This window comes from Sorangium sp. So ce302, assembly GCF_051530145.1.
In the GTDB taxonomy this organism is placed as follows: Bacteria; Myxococcota_A; Polyangia; order Polyangiales; family Polyangiaceae; genus Sorangium; species Sorangium cellulosum_B.
This window is the reverse complement of record NZ_CP150326.1, coordinates 5,774,925-5,793,726: the sequence shown is the minus strand read 5'-3', so window position 1 is coordinate 5,793,726 and position 18,802 is coordinate 5,774,925. Positions and strand designations below refer to the sequence as shown.

General features: G+C 71.6%; 14 protein-coding genes and 2 riboswitches. Of the genes, 4 read left to right on the top strand and 10 right to left on the bottom strand.

Features of this window, described 5'->3' with window-relative positions; all coding sequences use genetic code 11:
• The first annotated feature begins 48 nt into the window (after nt 1–48).
• Nucleotides 49–1,380, top strand: coding sequence for a hypothetical protein (locus WME73_RS22000; protein ID WP_437916955.1), 1,332 nt, complete (start codon nt 49–51; stop codon nt 1,378–1,380).
• A 98-nt stretch (nt 1,381–1,478) separates the two neighbouring features.
• Nucleotides 1,479–2,375: a PepSY domain-containing protein gene (locus tag WME73_RS21995; protein WP_437916954.1), complete on the top strand. Its 897-nt coding sequence runs from the start codon at nt 1,479–1,481 to the stop codon at nt 2,373–2,375.
• Between the two features lie 55 nt (nt 2,376–2,430).
• Here the strand turns inward: WME73_RS21995 and WME73_RS21990 are convergent, their stop codons facing one another.
• The 5 genes from WME73_RS21990 to dhbC form a co-directional block, all read right to left on the bottom strand.
• Entirely contained in the window at nt 2,431–3,207 is a 777-nt protein-coding gene (locus WME73_RS21990; RefSeq protein ID WP_437916953.1) for a 2,3-dihydro-2,3-dihydroxybenzoate dehydrogenase, read from the bottom strand.
• Nucleotides 3,208–3,219: 12 nt separating this feature from the next.
• Nucleotides 3,220–4,065 carry a siderophore-interacting protein gene (locus tag WME73_RS21985; protein ID WP_437747337.1) on the bottom strand — a complete coding sequence of 282 codons (846 nt, stop codon included), beginning with the start codon at nt 4,063–4,065 and terminating at the stop codon, nt 3,220–3,222.
• A 46-nt stretch (nt 4,066–4,111) separates the two neighbouring features.
• The gene (locus tag WME73_RS21980) at nt 4,112–5,104 is read right to left on the bottom strand and encodes an isochorismatase family protein (RefSeq protein WP_437916952.1); all 993 of its coding nucleotides are present in this window, start codon (nt 5,102–5,104) and stop codon (nt 4,112–4,114) included.
• A gap of 95 nt (nt 5,105–5,199) precedes the next feature.
• Nucleotides 5,200–6,870, bottom strand: a complete 1,671-nt coding sequence (locus WME73_RS21975) for a (2,3-dihydroxybenzoyl)adenylate synthase (RefSeq protein ID WP_437747335.1) — start codon at nt 6,868–6,870, stop codon at nt 5,200–5,202.
• Nucleotides 6,867–8,129, bottom strand: a complete 1,263-nt coding sequence (gene dhbC, locus WME73_RS21970) for an isochorismate synthase DhbC (RefSeq protein WP_437747334.1) — start codon at nt 8,127–8,129, stop codon at nt 6,867–6,869. The genes WME73_RS21975 and dhbC overlap by 4 nt, the downstream gene beginning before the upstream one ends.
• 242 nt (nt 8,130–8,371) lie before the next feature.
• A riboswitch (cobalamin riboswitch) is annotated at nt 8,372–8,597 on the top strand.
• Nucleotides 8,598–8,804: 207 nt separating this feature from the next.
• On the opposite strand from dhbC, the gene WME73_RS21965 reads away from it, so the two are divergent.
• The gene (locus WME73_RS21965; protein ID WP_437916951.1) at nt 8,805–10,835 is read left to right on the top strand and encodes a TonB-dependent receptor domain-containing protein; all 2,031 of its coding nucleotides are present in this window, start codon (nt 8,805–8,807) and stop codon (nt 10,833–10,835) included.
• A complete protein-coding gene (locus WME73_RS21960; protein WP_437916950.1) occupies nt 10,829–12,061 on the top strand; it encodes a hypothetical protein in 1,233 nt (410 codons plus the stop codon). The genes WME73_RS21965 and WME73_RS21960 overlap by 7 nt, the downstream gene beginning before the upstream one ends.
• Nucleotides 12,062–12,095: 34 nt before the next feature.
• Here WME73_RS21960 and WME73_RS21955 read toward each other — a convergent pair whose 3' ends face one another.
• From WME73_RS21955 to WME73_RS21935, 5 genes are all read right to left on the bottom strand, one after another.
• Nucleotides 12,096–13,052: a ribonucleotide-diphosphate reductase subunit beta gene (locus tag WME73_RS21955; RefSeq protein ID WP_437917417.1), complete on the bottom strand. Its 957-nt coding sequence runs from the start codon at nt 13,050–13,052 to the stop codon at nt 12,096–12,098.
• Between the two features lie 59 nt (nt 13,053–13,111).
• On the bottom strand, nt 13,112–15,628 hold the full coding sequence (locus WME73_RS21950) for a ribonucleoside-diphosphate reductase subunit alpha (RefSeq protein WP_437916949.1): 2,517 nt from the start codon (nt 15,626–15,628) through the stop codon (nt 13,112–13,114).
• Nucleotides 15,629–15,883: 255 nt separating this feature from the next.
• Nucleotides 15,884–16,091, bottom strand: a riboswitch (cobalamin riboswitch).
• 110 nt (nt 16,092–16,201) lie between these two features.
• Complete coding sequence (locus WME73_RS21945; RefSeq protein WP_437916948.1) at nt 16,202–16,735, bottom strand: hypothetical protein; 534 nt, start codon at nt 16,733–16,735, stop codon at nt 16,202–16,204.
• Complete coding sequence (locus tag WME73_RS21940; protein WP_437916947.1) at nt 16,732–17,097, bottom strand: hypothetical protein; 366 nt, start codon at nt 17,095–17,097, stop codon at nt 16,732–16,734. The genes WME73_RS21945 and WME73_RS21940 overlap by 4 nt, the downstream gene beginning before the upstream one ends.
• A 207-nt stretch (nt 17,098–17,304) precedes the next feature.
• Nucleotides 17,305–18,768, bottom strand: a complete 1,464-nt coding sequence (locus tag WME73_RS21935; protein WP_437916946.1) for a dockerin type I domain-containing protein — start codon at nt 18,766–18,768, stop codon at nt 17,305–17,307.
• Nucleotides 18,769–18,802: the final 34 nt, after the last annotated feature.

The following is an 18,802-nucleotide window of genomic DNA, read 5'->3' as shown; positions in this document are numbered from 1 at the left end:
CCGATGTTCGTGCGACAGCAGTTGAAACCCGACACAAGGAGATCCTTCATGTTATTTCGTGCGCGCTACGCGAATGCCCTCCTCCTGACCCTGCTCCTCCCGTGCTTCGTCGCCTGCGGCGACGACACGAGCGATGGCACGAGCAGCGGCGCGACGAGCGGCGGCACCGGCGGCGCGGGGGGCGCGGGGGGCGCGGGGGGCGCCGGCGGTGAAGGCACCGGCGCCGGCGGAGCCACCAGCGGCACGGGGGGGACGCCCAACGCAGGGCCGGCGTACGCCCTCACGGTCCAGGTGTTCGGGCCGGACGGCGGCGACACGCAGAGCTACGTCATCGTGACGGACGACATCGACTCCGATGAGACGCTGTCGCTGGACGACGCCATCGAGGTGCAGGGGCGCGCCCTCGGCGTCGGGCTGGACGGCGGAGGCGCGGTGTTCGTGGCGAGCGACGCCGCGGCGACCGTGACCCGCTACGACCTGCAGGAGGACGGCAGCCTCGAGGAAGGGGACACCGTCAGCTTCCAGGGCAAGGGCCTCGCGAAGCTCGGCGAGTACGGCACCCAGTTCCACTTCGTCTCGGAGACCAAGGCGTACTTCTTCGATGGTCCCACCGCCCAGGTGGTCGTCTGGAACCCTCAGGAAATGACGGTCACCGGCGACATCCCGCTCGAGGATCTCGTGATCCAGGACGCCACCCTCACGTACTCCTCGTCGTCGCCGCTGGTCCAGGGCGACGACGTGATCACCTTCGGCGGCTGGCGGATCGGCCCGGAGGTCCCGAGCGTGGCCGCGGTCGTCGTCGTGGACAGCGCGACGGACGAGGCGGCCGTCGTCACCGACGATCGCTGCGGTTACGTGCGCGATGGGGTCGAGGGGCCCGACGGCATGATCTACGTGGCCACCGAGGCGTACGGCGCGGCGGTGCACCGGCTCAACCCCGACAACGCGGCCGCCCCGTGCATGCTGCGCTTCGACCCCGAGACGAGGCAGTTCGACCCCGAGTTCCACGTCGAGCTGAGCACGCTGTTCGACGGCGACGCCGCCGGCTCGCTCTTCGGCGGTCCGGACGGGAAGGCGTTCCTGCGCGTGCTCGACGAGAGCCTCTTCGCGATAGCGGACGACACCCACCCGCGCGTGCTGGCGAGCGCCGCGGCGTGGCGGTGGGCCAGCGTGACGCTCGGCGATACGCCGACCGCCACGGTGCTCGACGCCGCGCCCGGCGGCGGCAGCGTCCTGAGCGTCGCGCTCGGCGACCGCACCTTCCTGCTGGAGTTCGAGGGCCAGGAGTCGACGACGCTCCGCGAGATCGGCGAGGACGGGCCGGGCGAGGCGGGCGTGAGCGCGCCTGGGCTCACCTTCTCCGTCGCGAAGATCCGATGACGCTCGCGCCCGATCACGAAGGAGCGATGAGGGACGACGCCGCGCGAGGGCCCCGTTCGCCACGGGGCCCCCGCGGGCGGCCGCGTTACGGCGCGATCATGAAGGTCGTGCGGCGCGTGCACATGTACCTGGGCTTGCTGCTGTTCCCCTGGATACTGCTGTTCGGGATCAGCGGCACGCTGTTCAATCACCCGCAGATCGGGCGAGACATCGACAGCCGGTCGCTCTCGGGAGAGCGGCTGTCGGCGCTCACCGGGTTCCAGCCCTGGGCTCCCGGCGAGCTCGCGCGCCAGGTCGTCGAGCAGCTCAACGCCGGCTCGCCCTCGCGCTACACGCTCGATCCGGGGACCCCGGGCGCGTTCTCCGGGTGGCCCCTGCTCGCGGCGCCGCGCGCCGACGGGGGACGCCAGGTGGTGATCCTGCGCCTCGACGACGGCAGCGCGACGGTCTCCAGCCATCCTCCCGAGCCCGAGGCCCCCGCGCCCCCGTTCGCCGGCGTCGCGATCGACCTGCCTGGACACAGGATGGCGGCGGTGCAGGAGCAGATAAAGGATCTCCTGCCCAAGATCGGCGTCGACGCCGCGGCGCCGCTGCGCGCCCACCCGAAGATCAGCCCGGAGCTGCGCTTCGGCATGCGGGACGCGGACGGCCGCGCCTGGAACGTCACGTACAACCTGGGCACGGGGCGGCTCGACGGGCGGCCAGCCGGCGCGCGGGGGTGGCCTCGCTTCGTCGAGGTGCTCGAGACGCTCCACAAGACGCACCACTTCCCCGTGCACGGCGGCGTGGCGTGGCTCTGGGCGCTCTTCGCGGACATCACCGGGATCACGCTGGTCGTGTGGGCGCTCAGCGGCCTCGCCATGTGGTGGCAGATGAAGCCCTCGCGGGTCCTCGGCGCCCTCGCGATCGCCGCCGCCGTGGCGCTCGCCGCGGTGGTGATGGTCGGCGCGGCGTCGGACGCGCTGTTCGGGAACGTGGGCAAGGAAGGCCCGTGAGCCCGGCGCGCCGGTGTCCGCGCTCGCGGACATCGGCGCTCCCGCCGGGCGGGGATCAGGCGCCCAGCGTGGCGCCGCCGTCGACGCAGAGGTCGTGCATCGTGATGTGCCGCGCCTCGTCCGAGAGCAGGAACAGCACCGCGCTGGCGACGTCGTCCGTCGTGGCGATCCGGCGCAGCGGGATGCCCAGCCGGAACGCCTCTGGAGCGCCGGCGATGACCACCTGAGCGCCGCGATCATCCGCCCAGAGCGCGCGCTGCATCGGCGTGTCCGTCGAGCCAGGGGACACCACGTTGCACCGGATGTCGTGCTGCGCGAGCTCCAGGCCGAGGCACTTCGTCCACTGGGCCGCGGCGGCCTTCGAGGCCGCGTAAGCGCCCATGTTCATCCGCGGCGTGCGCGCGGCGTTGGACCCGACCGTCACGATCGACCCCGATCGGCGCGGCACCATGCGGCGCGCCACCGCCCGGCTCACGTTGAACACCCCCCGGGTGTTGACAGCGAACGTGCGCTCCCAGTCGTCGTCGCTCAGCGAGAGGGCGCCGCCCACGCGCAGCACGCCGGCCACGTTGACCAGCATCTCGAGGGGGCCGAGCTCGCGCTCGATCCGCGCCACCGCGCCGTCGACCGCCTCGCCGTCGGCCACGTCCACCGCGAACGCCGCGGCGCGATGGCCGCTCGCCTGGAGACCGGCGACGACGGCGCCCAGGCGCTCCCGGTTCGCGTCCACCGCCGCCACTGCGGCGCCCCGCGCGGCGAGCCTCCGGGCGACGGCCTCGCCGATCCCCTGGGCCGCGCCGGTGACGAGCGCCGCCTTGTGCTTGAACTCCATCGATCGCTCCCGTCAGGCCCTGTCGAGCCCGTCCATGATCCGGTGCCGCTCCGCGTGGTACGCCTCCTCGGACTGGCTGGCCTTCCAGTAGGGGATCGCGTACAGCGCCTCGCGCCCGAGCCCGCGCTCGTCGAGCAGGTGATCGCGGATCGCGACGACGGACGACGACTCGCCCGCGACCCAGGCGAAGACGCGGCCCGCTGGCCACCCCAGGGCGCGGACGGCCGCCTCGAGCCGGGGGCCCGGGGCGTGCTCGCCCTGCAGGTAGATCCAGGTCAGCGCGACGTGCGGCGGGCGATCGATCTCCTGCACGTCCGCCGCGTCGGGGACCGCGACGATGGCGTGGCCGCGCACCGCCTTCGGCAGGGCCTCGAGCAGCGCGCCGATGGCCGGCAGCGCGGAGAGGTCGCCGGCCAGGAGGTACCAGTCCGCGGGGCCGAGCATCGGATCGGGGCCCCCCGGCCCGGCGATGCCGATGCGATCGCCCGGCCTGGCGCGGTGGGCCCACCGCGACGCGGGGCCGTCGTCCCCGTGCAGGACGAAATCCACGTCCAGCTCGCCGGCCTGCGCGTCGTACCTGCGCACCGAGTACGTGCGCGTGATCGGCCGCCGCGGCATCGGAGGCCAGACGGGGCCGTCCGGGCCCAGCGTGGGCAGCTCCGGCGCCGCCTGGTCGCCGCGCGGGAAGAAGACCTTGATGTGCGCGCCGCCGGAGCGCGCGGGGAACCCCGCGATCGCCTCGCCGCCCAGCGTGATTCGCCGCATGCGGGGGGAGATCGCGGTCGTGCGCAGCACCTCGAGGAGGCGCGGCGGGGTGCGCGCCACCGTCCTGGGTGGGGATGTCGCGACTCGATTCATGGTGACCTGTGCCATGGGGAAGCCGTCGTGGGGCAAGCTCGGCCGGTCAGCGGGCGGCTTCCTGGAGGGGCGCTTCCGCGCGGTGCCGGGGCGCTGGCCTCGCTTCACGCGGCAGCCGGGTCGACAGGAGCTCCCACCAGTGCCCGAGCGTCGGCAGCTCGGCGAGGTCCACGAACGCGACGTCGATCCCCGCGGCGCGCCACTGCTCGACGAGCGTCATGAGCCGTATCGAGTCGAGCCCCAGATCGAGGATGCCATCGCGATCGGAGATCGCCGAGGGGAGCTGGTCGAGGACCTCGGCGACGTCGCCGCGCAGGCGCTCGACCCACGGCGTCCGGTCCTGCGTCGCCCCGAGCTGCGCCGGCGCCGGCGCGTCGCGCTGCGGGGTGCTCGTCCGCTCGCGGGGCGCGAGCGCGGCCAGGACGTCGCTCGTCGGCAGCGCGACGCCGCACCGCTGCGCGACGTAGGCGATGGCCATGTCGTGCTGCTGCCGGGAGAAATCGGCGGTCCCGTCGGTCACGAGGAACGGCTGGACGTCGTTCATGAACGCCTCGCACGCGGTCAGCAGGCACCCGATGTGCGCGTACACGCCGCACACGATCAGCTGATCGCGGCCCCAGCGGCGCAAGAGATCCAGGAGCTCCGTGCGCTGGAAGGCGCTGTACCGCCACTTGGTGAGGACGGTGTCGGCGCTTCCCGGCGCGAGCTCGCGCACGATCTCGTGTTTGTCGGGCTGCTGCGTCAGCCCGGGCCCCCAGAGATCCGTCAGCAGACCGCGCTGGGCCCTCGTCTGCTCGGCGGGCTGCTTCGTGTAGACGACCGGGACCCCGCTCGCCGCGCACCGCTCCCGGAGCAGGCGGGCGTTTTCGATCAGCTCGACCATCGGGGACGCGCTCGCGTCGTAGAAGCCGAGGAAATACTCCTGCATATCGTGGATCAAGAGGACGGAGCGCCCCGGGTCCGGCCGCCATGACGCCCGGCTCTCCGGGAGCTCCTCGGCTCGTGGCATGCGATAGGTCTGGATGCGGGGGATGGCCATGGTCGTTCCTCTCTTCTCTCTCTTCTGGTCGCAGCGCTCCTGTCGATGGAACGGGCCGCGGGCGTCGCTGCGCCGCCTGGGCCCGCGCTGTCCTCTCAGGCGCGCGCGCCCTGCGCGAGCCTGTCGGCGATCCACCGGCGGAGCGCCTTCTTGTCCACCTTGCCGACGCTCGTCGTCGGGAGGGCGTCGAGCCACTCGATGCGATCGGGCACCTTGAACTGGGCGACGCCGCGCTCGCGCAGGAAGGCGTTGATCTCCCTCGCTGGCGGCGGCTGCCCGCGGGCCACGAGGAACGCGCACGATCGCTCGCCGAGGTGCGAGTCCGGCATGGCGACGAGCGCCGCGTCGCGCACCGCCGGGTGGGCGAGGACGTGGTTCTCGACCTCCTCGGCCGCGATCTTCTCGCCGCCGCGGTTGATCTGATCCTTGGCGCGGCCCTCCACGACGAGGTAGCCCTCTCGGGTCCGCCGCACGAGATCGCCCGTGCGGTAGAAGCCGTCGCGCGTGAACGCCTTCTCGTTGTGCGCGTCGGCCCTGTAATACCCGCGGATCGTGTAGGGCCCTCGCGTGAGCAGGTGACCGACCTGTCCGGGCTCGACGTCGCGGTCGTCGTCGTCCACGACGCGGACCTCGTCGTGGGGCGAGATGGGCCGCCCCTGCGTCTCGAGCGCGATCGCGTCGGGGTCCTCGAGGCGGGTGTAGTTGACGAGCCCCTCCGCCATCCCGAACACCTGCTGCACCTTGCAGCCCAGCGTCGGCCCCACGCGGCGCGCGACCTCCGCGGGGAGCCTGGCGCCGCCCACCTGGAGCACCTTCAAGCTCGACAGGTCGTGCCGCGCCGTCCGGGCCGACTCCAGCCAGACCGAGGCCAGCGGCGGCACGAGCGCCGTCAGCGTGACCCGCTCCCGCTCGATCCACGGAAACGCCTCGTCCGGGCTGGGCCGGCGGCAGAGCACCACGCGGCCGCCGGCGTGGAGCACGCCCAGGCTCCCGGGCGAGCTGAGCGTGAAGTTGTGCGCGACGGGGAGGACGGCGAGGTAAACGCTGCCCTCGTCGAGCCCGCAGATCTCCGCGCTGGCCCGCACGCTGTAGAGGTAGTCGTCGTGCGTCCGCGGGATGAGCTTCGGTACGCCGGTGCTCCCGCCGGACAGCTGGAAGAAGGCGACGTCCGCCGCGGCGGGCTCCGGGAGCTCGACGGGCTCCCGGTCCAGGCCGGAGAGCGCGGTGTGCTCGCCCGGATCGCCGGCCACGAGCACGTGCCGCAAGGTCCTGACGTCGCGCCGGATCTGGCTCGCCAGCGCGCGGTAATCGAACCCGCCGTCCCGGTCGGCGATGACGTAGGCGACCGCCTCGGTGTGCTCGCAGAAATACGCGATCTCGGCGCGCCGGTGCGCGGGCAGGGCCAGCACGGGGAGCGCCCCGAGCCGGAACAGCGCGAAGCAGACCTCGAAGAACTCCGCGATGTTCGGGAGCTGGACGACGACGCGATCCCCCGGCCGGAGCCCGAGGTGCAGCAGGCCCGCGGCGAGGCGATCGGCGCGCCGATCGAGCTCACCGTAGCTCAGCCCGCGATCGCCGCTGACGAGCGCGATCCGATCCGGGTGCCGCGCGGCCCGCTCGCGGAGAAGGCGCCCGAAGGTCTCGCCGCGCCAGTAGCCGGCGCGCCGGTAGAGATCGGCCATCTCGGCCGGCCACGGAGTCCAGCCGTCGAGCGCCTGCGGTTGCGCCTGCGCGGGCGCCTGCCGGCTCTCCTCCGGAGCGCTCATGCCCTCTCCGGCGCCTGGTTGAGGCCGAGCGCGTTCAGCATGGTCCCGAGCTTGGCGGTGGTCTCGGCGAGCTCGTGCTCGCCGTTCGAACCGATGACGATCCCGGCCCCGGCATAGAGGCGGAGCGCCCGGCCGGCGACGTCGGCGCAGCGGATGACGACCGCCCACTCGCCGTCGCCGCTCGCGTCGGACCAGCCCACGAGCCCCGTGAAGAACCCGCGATCGAACCGTTCGATCGCCTCGATGGCGTCGCGGGCGCGGTCCGTGGGGTATCCGCACACGGCGGGGGTCGGGTGCAGCGCGGTGGCCAGCTTCATCGAGGAGATCGAGAGATCGCGCAGCTCCCCCGTGAGCCGGCTCGACAGGTGCCACAGCGTCGGGGTCTGCGTGAGCGAAGGCTCGTCGGGGACGCTCAGGCGCCGGCAGAACGGCCGGAGCGCGGCGGCGACGGCGTCGACGACGATCGCGTGCTCGTGCCGGTCTTTCTCGGACGCGAGCAGGGCGATCGCCCGCCGGCGGTCCTCGTCGGGGTCCGGGCTGCGGACCGCGGAGCCGGCGAGCGGGTTGGCGATCACCCGGAGCCCGGAGCGGGACAGGAGCAGCTCCGGGCTCGCGCCGATGAGCGTCCGCGCGCGCGAGGTCGGGACGCCGCGCTCCGCGCTGGAGAGCCCCGCGGTCGGATCCGAGAGGTTGGCGGCGAACGTGTAGCCGTTCCGGTTCTGCTGCGAGAGGCGCTGGAGGACGAGGCGGAGATCGACCGGCTCTCGCAGGACCATCTCCAGCATCCTGGAGAGGACCACCTTGCTCAGCGCCTCGGACCGCATCAGGCCCACCGCCGTCTCGACGCCACGCACGTAGTCGCGGGGCTCGGGGACCTGGCGCAGCTCCTGGACGGTGATCGGCAGGTGCGACCGCGGCGATTCCGACGTGTGGTTGAGCGGGCCCGCGCTCTGGATCGCCCTCGGCACGATGAGGTGCGCCGGCGATGTGCTGTTGAACGGCACCGCGCCGACCACCATGGGCAAGCCCTGGCCGGCCCTCGACGCCGCCGCGAGCACCCTCGTGACGCGGTCCGCGAGGCGATCGCCCTGATCCGCGCCGTTCGGCTCGAGGATCATGTCGTGTACGCCCTGCGCGAGGAGGGTGCGTGTCGGCGACGCGAAGAAGAACGCCGACTCAGGGGTGTATTGCTTCAACAGCTGCCCTGCGTTCACCGCGGGCAGCGCGACAGAGGCCGGTATCGAGATGGAACTCGTCACATTCAGCTCCGATGGGCGTCGAGAGCCACGTGGGCTCGGATCATCGGGCGCTGGACGTCAGGTCTCGGGCCGCTCGTTTCTGATAACTGATAAAGAAAATCAGTTTCAAGTAAGTCATGGCACGCGCGTGCAAGACTGTCAAGGGACTCCCGGTTCTGTCTCGGGTGTGCGTCGCCGGTGGGCCGGTGGACGCGGCGCTCCGGGCCTTCGCTTCTGCGTTGACATCCTGCGTGACGGGTGCGACGAGTCGCCCCGCCATCGGTGCTCGTCCGGCGATCCCTGGCGAGCTGAAAAGGGAACCCGGTGAGAATCCGGGACTGCCCCCGCAGCGGTGAACGGGAACGACCATCACCAAGAAGCACTGGGCACGCACCAGAGCAGCCTGGGAAGCGGTGATGTGTAGGAGAGCGACCGGCGACGGCCGCAGCGCCCGTGAGTCCGAAGACCTGCCGAAGGTGCGCGCGCCGGTGCTCTGGCGCGCGCTGACCTGAGCCTTCGAGGGGAAGGCGCGCAGGCTCTCGACCACCTCGCTCGCGCGCGGTGCCGTGGCCCGTCACGCAGCCTCCTCGCTTCGGCTCTCAGCTCACCCGGAGCAGCGCTGGGTCGACGCGGGCAGGCGGCGCGTGAATGGTTGATTCCTCTGATCGTCGGTCGCGTCGGCGCCGGAGCGCCGGCGTGGCGTGCTGGCTCTGGCTCGCCGCCTGCAGCGCCGTGGCGGCCCTGCCGGCCGCCCGCGCCGACGATCCGCGCAGGCCGGAGGCCGAGCAGGAGGGCGGTCGGGCTGCCGCTCCGCCGGGGACAGACCCGCTGGAGGTGCGCGTCGAGGGGGATCACATGCGCGCGCCCGCGCCGCCCAAGGACAGGTCCGTCGCAGGGTCGGTGCTGGGCCGCGAGCGCCTCACCGGCGCGGGGCTCGGGGCGGCGGACGTGCTCCGCACGCAGCCGGGCGTCCTCATCATCGAGTCGGGCGGCTTCGGCGGGCCGGCGACCGCGGCCCTCCGGGGAGCGACCGCCACGCAGACGCCGGTGTACCTCGCCGGCGTCCGCCTGAACGACGACGTCGTGGGGACGGCGGATCTCTCCCTCGTGCCCCTCTGGCTCATCGAGCGCATCGAGATCTACCGCGGCCACGCGCCCATCGAGGCCGACCGCCTCGGCCCCGGCGGCGCGATCTTCTTCGAGCCGCGGCGGCCTTCCCGGACGACGGCCGGCGCGGGCGCCATGGCGGGCTCGCTCGGCGCGCGGCGCGGGTGGGCGTTCGCCGGCGCCAGCGCGGGCCCGGTGAGCGCGATCGTCGGGGTGAGCGCGGAGGCCGCGGAGAACCGCTACGCGTTCGTCAACGATGGCGGGACGCTCTTCGACGAGAGCGACGACACCCTGGAACGCCGGCAGAACGCCGACGTGCGCACGATCGACGCCTGGGCGCTCGCGCGCGTCGAGCTCGGGGGCGGCGCGATCGTCGACGTGATCGCGAACGGCACCGGCCGCGAGCAGGGCGTGCCGAGGCTCGCGCTCCTGCCGTCCCGCGAGGCGCGGGGGGAGTCGCGGCGCGCGCTGACGTCCGTCGCGGCGCGGGTGCCGTTCGGCGGAGAGGCGCAGCACACGCTCGAGGCGCGCACCTCGTTCATCGAGGCGCGGTCGGAGGTCCATGATCCCCTCTTCGAGCTCGCGCTGCTCACGCCGGAGCTCCGGCTCGCCGGCCGCCGCCTGGAGCAGACGCTCGGGGCGACGCTCTCCTTCGCCGACCGGCTCCGGGTGCGGCCCGTGCTCTCGGTCGCGCGCGAGGGCATCTCACGCGCGCCGGACGACGTGCCGCTCGCGCGGGCGCGGCGCTCGTTCGCGCGCGGCGCCGTCAGCGTGGAGGCGCGCCTCGGCGAGGGGCTCGCGCTGCACGCCCTCGCGAGCGGGGAGTGCCACGCCACCGGGGCGGACCGCGAGCGCCCTTGCGACGTGCTCGTCCCGACCGGGCGGGTCGGCGTGGAGGCGGGGAGCGACCGGCTCCGGCTCCTCGCGACCGTGGGCCGCTACGTCCGCGTCCCGACGCTCGGCGAGGTGTACGGCGTCTCCGGCGTCGTCCACGGCAACGCGGAGCTCGAGCCGGAGTCAGGCGCCACGATCGAGGCCGGGATCCGGGCGCAGACGGGGCGCGGCGCCGTGCTGCGCGGCGCGTTCATCGACGTGTTCGCGTTCGGGAGCGCGGTCTCCGGGCTCGTCGCGTACGAGAAATCCGGCCAGGGCTACGTGAGCCCGTACAACGTCGGCCGCGCCCGTGTCGTGGGCGCGGAGCTCCTGGCCGGGGTCGAGGTGACCCGGTTCCTCCGCGCCGAGATCGCGGCGACGCTCCTCGATCCGCGGGACACGACGCCGGGGCGGACGACGAGGAACGACATCCTCCCGTTCCGCTCGCGCCTCGTCGTCGCGCCGCGCCTGCACGCCGAGTGGAAGCGCCCGGAGAGCGCCGTGTTCTCGGGCGCGTCCGGTGAGCTCCGGGCCGTGTACCAGTCGAGCCGGTACGCCGATCCCGCCGGCCTCGGCGTGATCGCGGAGCAAGCGACCCTCGACCTCGACGCGGAGGCGAGGTGGCTCGGCGGGCACCTCGCGGTGAGGGGTCGCGTCGCGGACCTCCTGGACGCGCGGCGTACGGATGTCGTCGGGTTTCCGCTCCCGGGACGGAGCGTGTTTTTCACACTGGAGTCAACATGGTGAAGATCAGTCTGTTTGCGATCGCGATCTCGATTCCGCTCCTCGGGTGCAACGTGGATTCGCCGCCGCCGTCGACGGGCGGCGTCCACGGCGGCGGCGACGGCGACGCGTGTGAGAGCGGCGTCGTCATCGTGACGAGCGACTACCAGTCGACGAACATCGCTGTGTCGGAGCTCGACGGGACCACCCTGTCGCCCTCCTTCGTGTCGAGCGGCGCGGCGAAGCCGGGGCTGAGCCTCGCGCTGTCCGGCGACGTCGATGTCCCGAGGGCGGCGCCGCCGTCCGGCCGCGTCGTCCTGCTCGATCGGTTCGGCACGAACGTGATCACCTGGATGGATCTCGAGACCGCCGAGGTCCTCGCGCAGCTCCCGGTCGGGCAGGGGTTCGAGTCGAACCCTCAGGACTACATCGAGGTCGGCGCGGACCGCGCGCTCGTGTCGCGCTACGGGAGCAACCCGAGCCCGGGCGTGGAGCCGTTCGACGAGGGCGGCGATCTCCTGATCGTCGACACGAAGGAGTACTCCATCGCGGGGCGCATCGCCCTGCCGGAGGAGGAAGAAGGGCTCCTGCCGCGCCCGTCGGGGATGGCGCGCGTCGGCGACGACGTGGTCGTGGCCCTCGGCCGGCTCGCAGCGGACCTCTCGACCGCGGGCGAAGGGCGCTTCGTGGGCGTCTCGCCGGAGCAGGGCGCTGTCACATGGACGGTCGACGTGCAGGGGCTCTACGGCTGCGGGCGTCTCGCCGTGTCGCCCTCGGGAGAGCGGCTGGCGGTCGCCTGCTCGAGCCGCTTCGACGCCGAGACGATGGAGTACGACCCGGCGACGAGCGACATCGTGATCTACGACGCTCGCACCTCGCCCCCGGAGGAGATCGAGCGGCTCGGCGTGGCCAGGGCGCTCGGCGCCGCGGTCCAGCCCACGCTCGCCTTCGCCTCCGAGGACGTCCTCCTCGGGACCGCCTACGCGGGCAGCGCGTCTGCCGGGGACCGCGCCTTCTCGGTGAGCATCGCCACGGGCGAGGTCACGACGCTCGCCCTGGCGACCCAGTCCTACGCCTTCGGCGGCGTCCACTGCTCGCCCGGCTGCGGCGATGTCTGCCTGCTGAGCGACGCGGAGAGGAGCAAGCTCCGGCGCTGGAAGGTGGCGGCGAACGGCGCGCTCGAGCCGCTGGAGGACGCGACCGTCGACACGGAGATCGGGCTCCCGCCGCGAGGGATCGGCGGGCTCTGATCGGCCCCGCGGGCGGTACGTCGGTTGACAGGCGTCAGAACGCGGCGTCGAGGACGACCTCCCCGGAGACGCCGACCTGATACGCGGAGACGCGGCGCTCGAAGAAGTTCGTGACCTCCTGGACGTCTTGCAGATCCATGAACGAGAACGGGTTCTTCGCCCCGTAGCGCTTCGGCATGCCGAGCGTGGCGAGCCGCTGGTCGGCGCAGAACTCGAGGTAGCTGCGCACGTCGCGCGCCGACATGCCCGCGACGCCGGCGCCGAGGAGATCCTCGGCGAACCGGGCCTCGCAGGCGATCGCCTCATCCATCATGTCGAGGATCGACCGCGAGAGGCCGGCGTCGAAGAGCTCGGGCTCCTCGCGCCGCGCCGTGCCCACGACCTCGAAGGCGAAGCGCATGTGCGCGCTCTCGTCGCGGAAGACCCAGCTCGTCCCCGCGGCGAGCCCGTGGAGCAGGCCGCGTGAGCGCAGGAAGTACACGTACGCGAACGCGCCAAAGAAGAAGAGCCCCTCGACGCACGCGGCGAAGCAGATGAGGTTCAGGAGGAACCGCTGCCGCTCGGCGCGCGACTCCAGCCGCCCGAGCGACTCGATGGAATCGATCCAGCGCATGCAGAAATCGGCCTTCTGGCGGATCGAGGGGATGTTCTCGACCGCCGCGAAGGCGCGGTGACGGTCCTCGGGATCGGGGATGTACGTGTCGAGGAGCGTCAGATAGAACTGGACGTGAAGCGCCTCTTCGTAGAGCTGCCGCGACAGGTACATCCGCGCCTCCGGGGCGTTGATGTGCCTGTACAGGTTGAGGACGAGGTTGTTCGCGACGATCGAGTCCCCCGTGGCGAAGAACGCGACGAGGCGCTGCACGAGGTGCCGCTCCGCGTCGGTCATCTTCCGCAGGTCGCCCACGTCCGTGGAGAAGTCGACCTCCTCCACGGTCCATGTGTTCTTGATGGCGGAGCGGTACATCTCGAAGAAGGCCGGATAGGCCATCGGGCGCAGGGTGAGGCACTGGCCCGGATCCAGGAGGCGCGCGGGGCGGCTGACGCGGCTCACTCGCAGGCCTCGCACGCCTCGGGGTTCTCGAGCGCACACGCCACGTCCGCGGCCGCCTTCGCCGGCGGCGCCTGCCCCCAGCCGCCCTCGCGGCGCGGCGCGGCGCCGCCCTCGGGCGTGCGGTCCGGCGCCGCCTCCACGGTCGCCTTGGCGATGCGCGTCGCGGGGCGCGATCGCAGGTAGTACGTCGTCTTGAGCCCCTTCTTCCATGCGTGGAAGTACATGCTCGAGAGCTGACCGATGGTGGGGTTCTCGATGAAGAGGTTCAGCGACTGGCTCTGATCGATGAAGGCCCCGCGATCCGCGGCCATGTCGATGAGCGAGCGCATCGGGATCTCCCACGCCGTCCGGTACACGGCGCGGAGCTCCTCGGGCAGCTCGTCCATGCCCTGGACCGAGCCCTCCGCGAGCTTGAGCCGGGCGCGCACCGCGTCGTTCCAGGCGCCGAGCCGCTTGAGCTCCGCGACCAGGTAGCGGTTCATCTGCAGGAAGTCCCCGGAGAGCGTCTCGCGCTTGAAGAGGTTGGACACCTGCGGCTCGATGCACTCGTAGCAGCCCGCGATCGACGCGATGGTGGCCGTCGGCGCGATGGCGACGAGCAGCGAGTTCCTGAGCCCCTCGGCGCGGACGCGCGCGCGGAGCGCCTCCCAGCGCGCCGTGTCCTCCGGGACGACGTCCCACGCGTCGAACTGGAGCTCTCCGCGCGCGGCGCGCGTCTCGTCGAACGCCGGGTGTCGCCCCTTCTCCGCCGCGAGGTCCGCGGACGTCGAGAGCGCGTGGTAATACACATCCTCCGAGATCCGCCTCGAGAGCTCACGCGCGGCCGGGGCGTCGAAGGGCAGGCGCATCTGGAAGAACACGTCCTGCAGGCCCATGAGCCCGAGCCCGACAGGCCGCCAGCGGAGGTTCGATCGCCTCGTCGAGGGGATGGGGTAGTAGTTGAGGTCGATGACGCGGTCGAGCTGGCGGACCGCGGTCCGCACCGTGCGCGCGAGCTTCTCGAAGTCGACCGCGACCGCGCCGTCCGCCAGCGTGACCGTGTGGCGAGCGAGGTTGATCGAGCCCAGGTTGCAGACGGCCGACTCCTCGTTCGAGGTCACCTCCAGGATCTCGGTGCAGAGGTTCGAGAGGTGGACGATCCGGCCCGGCAGCGCCGTCTGGTTGCAGGCGCGGTTCGACTTGTCCTTGAACGTCATCCAGCCGTTGCCGGTCTGCGCGAGCGTGCGCATCATCCGCGCGTAGAGCTCGCGGGCCTTCATCGTCTTCTTGGCCAGGCCCGCCCGCTCGGCCTCGACGTAGCGGCGATCGAACTCCTCACCGTAGAGATCGGGGAGATCGCGCACGTCCTTCGGGTCGAACAGGCTCCATTCACCGTCGGCCTCGACCCGCTTCATGAAGAGGTCCGGGACCCAGCTCGCGAGGTTCAGGTTGTGCGTGCGCGCCGCCTCGTCGCCCGTGTTGTCGCGCAGCGAGAGGAACTCCTCGACGTCGGCGTGCCACGGCTCGAGGTAGACGCAGCAGGCGCCCTTGCGCTTGCCGCCCTGGTTCACGGCCGCGACGGACGCGTCGAGCGTCTTGAGCCAAGGCACGATCCCGCTGGAGTGCCCGTTGGTGCTCTCGATGAGCGAGCCGCGCGACCGCACCCGGTGGTAGGCGAGCCCGATGCCGCCCGAGAACTTCGAGAGCATCGCGACGTCGGTGTAGCGCTGGTAGATGGTCTCGAGGTGATCCTCGGGCGAGTCGAGCAGAAAGCAGCTCGAGAGCTGCTCGTGGCTTGTCCCGGAGTTGAACATCGTCGGTGAGCTCGGCAGGTAATCGAGCGACGAGAAGAGCCGGTAGAGCTCGATGGCCTGCGCCGCCGTCTCGGACAGCGCGCACGCGATGCGCAGGAAGAACTGCTGCGGCGTCTCGATGACGAGGCGCGTCTCGGGGTGCTTCAGCAGGTAGCGGTCGTAGAGGGTCCGCAGGCCGAAGTACTCGAGCTCGTGGTCCCGCCCCGGCTCGATGGCGTCGTTCAGCTTGCGGGCGTTCTGCGCCACGAAGCCGTGGAGCCGATCGTTGATGAGGCCCAGCCGCCGCCCCACGGCGATGGACTGCGAGAACGCGTGGATCTCCTGATTGCGGACTTCCTTGTCGATGTACGTGGCGAGCAGGCGCGCCGCGAGCTTCGCGTACTGGGGCTCATCGGCGATGAGCGACGCCGCCGTCTGGATGGAGAGCTGATCGAGCTCGCGCGTCGTCGCGCCGTCGTAGAGGCCGCTGATGGTCTTTGTCGCGACGCGGAGCGCGTCCACGTCGGACAGGGCCGCGCAAGAGCGGCTCACCGCCCGGACGATCTTGTTGACGTCCACGGGCTCGCTCGACCCGTTCCTCTTCTTCACCCGCATCGTCGTGTGCGGGAGCGTCTCCTCCGCGCCGGCGCTCGTCATGGCGGGCGCATGGGGTGCGTGGAGTGCGTGGAGCGCGCGCAACGGCGCCGCGCCGTTGCTCTTCACCAACGGTTCGTTCAGCATGGCATCCTCCTCGTCGTGCTCGTTCCGAGCGGTCCCGGACCGCTCGCGTCGATGCCGCGAGAGCGAAGAAGCCAGCCGATGAGCGCGGGTGCGCCAGGCTCTCTGGAGGAGCCATCGGACCGACCGCTCGCCCCCGCGGGCGAAAGGAAGACAGCGCGGGAGGGGGTCGGAACCGGGACAAGCGCGAGCGTCTGCGCCAGCTCGGACCTACCCGCCTCCCTCGAGGCTTCCAGGTCAAACCGGCGCCGGATGTCTCCCCAGCGCAGGATGTTGGCAGGTCTTCGGGCTCACGAGCGCTCCGGCTCTCGCCGGATTCCTACGGTCCACCGCTTCCCAGCCCGAGGGCCAGTGCGCGTCGTGGAGATCGTTCTCGCTTACCGCTGCGGGGCAGCCCCGGATTCACACCGGGTTCCCTTTTGAGCCCCGGGCCGAAGCCCGAGGCACCAACATGAGGCACTACATATTGCGGTGCCGAGCGCAGGTCAAGCGATATGTTGGGGGTGGCCGGACGAGCGGGGCGATCGACATGCTGTCATTCCATCGGCGTACCATTGGCGTATTTGCCGTGGATGGTCATTGGCAGGATGCGTTCACGATCGCCACGGCGTCGAGATCGAAGGTGCCGTTCGGGCCGGCCATGTCCACGCGATCCGTGATCCGCACATAGCGGACGAAATCGAGGCGGACGCCGGTGAGGTCGAAGGCATCGCCGCCCGCGACGGCGGGATCGGTGGGATCGATGGAGTTCGTTTCGGGGTTCGCCAGCACAGGGTGCCAGCCGGCGCAGTCGTCATAGGGGGCCGCCGTGGCCTTGCACGGGTAAGCTATCCAGTCGACGCCGTCCTGGCTGACCTCGACGGTCGCGAGTTCGGCGAACACGGTGGTCGGGGTGCTCTGGAATGCGTTCTCGAAGACGATGAAATCCGGCCCGGGGCCATCGACGATGAGGTTGCCAGAGAAACCGAAGGTGACGGTGCCGCCGTTGCCGAGGGACACCACGTCGGCCGAGCCGCCGCAACAACCCCCACCCTTGGGAGGACCGAAGGCGATGTCCGGGAACTTGTCCTGTCCGAATGGTTGGCCTGGCCCGAAGCGATAACTGATCACCTCGGAAACAAACACCGTTTCCGTGCCGGTGCAGCCTTCTCCTGCGCCGCCGGCGGCTCCGGAGCCGCCAGCGCCATCTGCGCCCCCGGCGCCGCCGGTGCTGCCGGCGCCGCCAGCGCCATCTGCACCTCCGGAGCCACCAGCGCCGCCAGAGCCATCGGCGCCTCCGGTGCTGGCGGCGCCACCGACGCCTCCGGTGCTGCCAGCGCCTCCGGTGCCGCCAGCGCCGCCAGAGCCGCCAGAGCCGTCGGCGCCTCCGGTGCTGCCGGCACCGCCAGCACCATCGGCGCCTCCGGCACCTCCAGCGCCGCCGGCCTCTCCAGCTCCGGAGGTGGAGCCTGTTCCGCCCGCTCCGCCTTCACCGCCAGCGCCGCCGGACCCCTGCGCGGCTCCACCACCCGTGCCGCCGGTCCCGCTCCCGGACGGGGAGCTCTCGGAGGCGCAGGCGATGAGCGCGAATATCGAAAGGAGCGCGCTCGCGCGCGCCATACGAGACACCATGAGACCTCCGAGGGCGGGGGCGCGCTCCATCGGAGCATGCCCGACGCGGCGCTGCCCGCGCCCACACATCAATAGAACGGCGCCGACGTGTTGTTTCGCGCGAGGTAGATGTTGTAATCGGCCGTGTTGACGTACCCATCGCCGTTGAAGTCGGCGTGCTGGTTGTACCCTGGGTTGCCCAGCTGGGTGTTCATCGCGGCGCTGAGGATGGTGTAGTCGCCCGTGCCCACGTCGCCGTCGTTGTCGAGATCCGCGTCCGCGATGTTCCCGAAGCCGTCGCCGTCGGTGTCGCGCTGGTTCGCGTTCGCCGTGAGGTAGGCGTTGTCCGCGCCGTCGGGCACGCCGTCGCTGTCCGAGTCCGGCGCGCCGTCGGGGAAGTACAGCGTCACCTTCGGCGTCACGCCGACCTCCCAGTAATCCCAGGCGCTCCCGGCCGAGTAGCACTGCCCGGCGGGGGAGGAGTACTCGTCGCCCGATGGGTTCCACACGATTGCCAGGGCGCTCGTGTGGCTTACGAACGCGATGGGCGACGTCGAGCTGTCATCCTCGCAGGGGTCCGGCGTGAACTCGAGGTACTGCGACGAGCTCGCCTCGTTGACCGGCGTCAGGCTGCCCCCGAGGACGGCCGTGACCACGCTGGCGCGGACGAGCGCCGCGTATCCGTTCTCGCTCGCGCCGCCGACGCCGAACGCGTCTCCGCCGCCCACGTGCAGCGTGTCGTCCTCGTCGAAGCCGAGCGCCGCCGCGTTCAGCACGTTGCTCGCCAGGAGCGAGCCCTCGCTGCCGCCGAACGCATACGGGCCCGACGTGCCGTCGATGGCGTCCTCTATGTCGGCCGCCGCCCAGATGCGGATTTCACCGGTCCGGTTGGGCGACGGCTGATAGCCGATCCCGGTGACGAGGTTGCCTCCGGAGTCCACGGCGATCCCCCCGGATGCGCCCGGGATGCTCGTGATCAGCGGGATCTCCACGATGGGCGACGCGGTCAGGTCGAGGGCATAGACGCCGCTCGTGTAGACACCCTGGACGCTGTAGCCGCCGTTGATGACGAGCGCGTCGTTCCCGTACCAGGCCCCGTCGTAGTAGTCGACGTCGAGCTCGATCACCTGCCCGTGGCTGAGCAGGTCAGGCGGCGAGGTGATGCTGAGGATCGAGCTCGGGAACACGAGCAGCGGCGCCCCGTAGCCGACGCCGAGCGCGATCGTGCTGCCGTCCGGCGAGATGGCGAGGAAGCTCGGGTCCATCGGCCCGTCGCTCAGGGTGGCGACGGGCACGTAGACGCTCGACCCATAGTTCTTCTGCAGATACAGGGTCTGATCGTTGGCGACGAGGAGCCGTCCGGCCAGCTCGTAGCCATCGATCTCCTGGGCCGTCGTGGGGAACCCGTCCAGCGCCGTGGACCATCCATCGGCGATGGCGGGCAGATTGAATGTATACGACGTGTTGCCCCCGTACTCGTCGAAGGCGTCTGCGAACGCCGACGGCGAGAGCAGGAGGAGCGTCGCGGCAACCAAAGATGCAGAAATGCGCATAAAGCCTATTCCCTTTCCACCTCTACTGCCAACA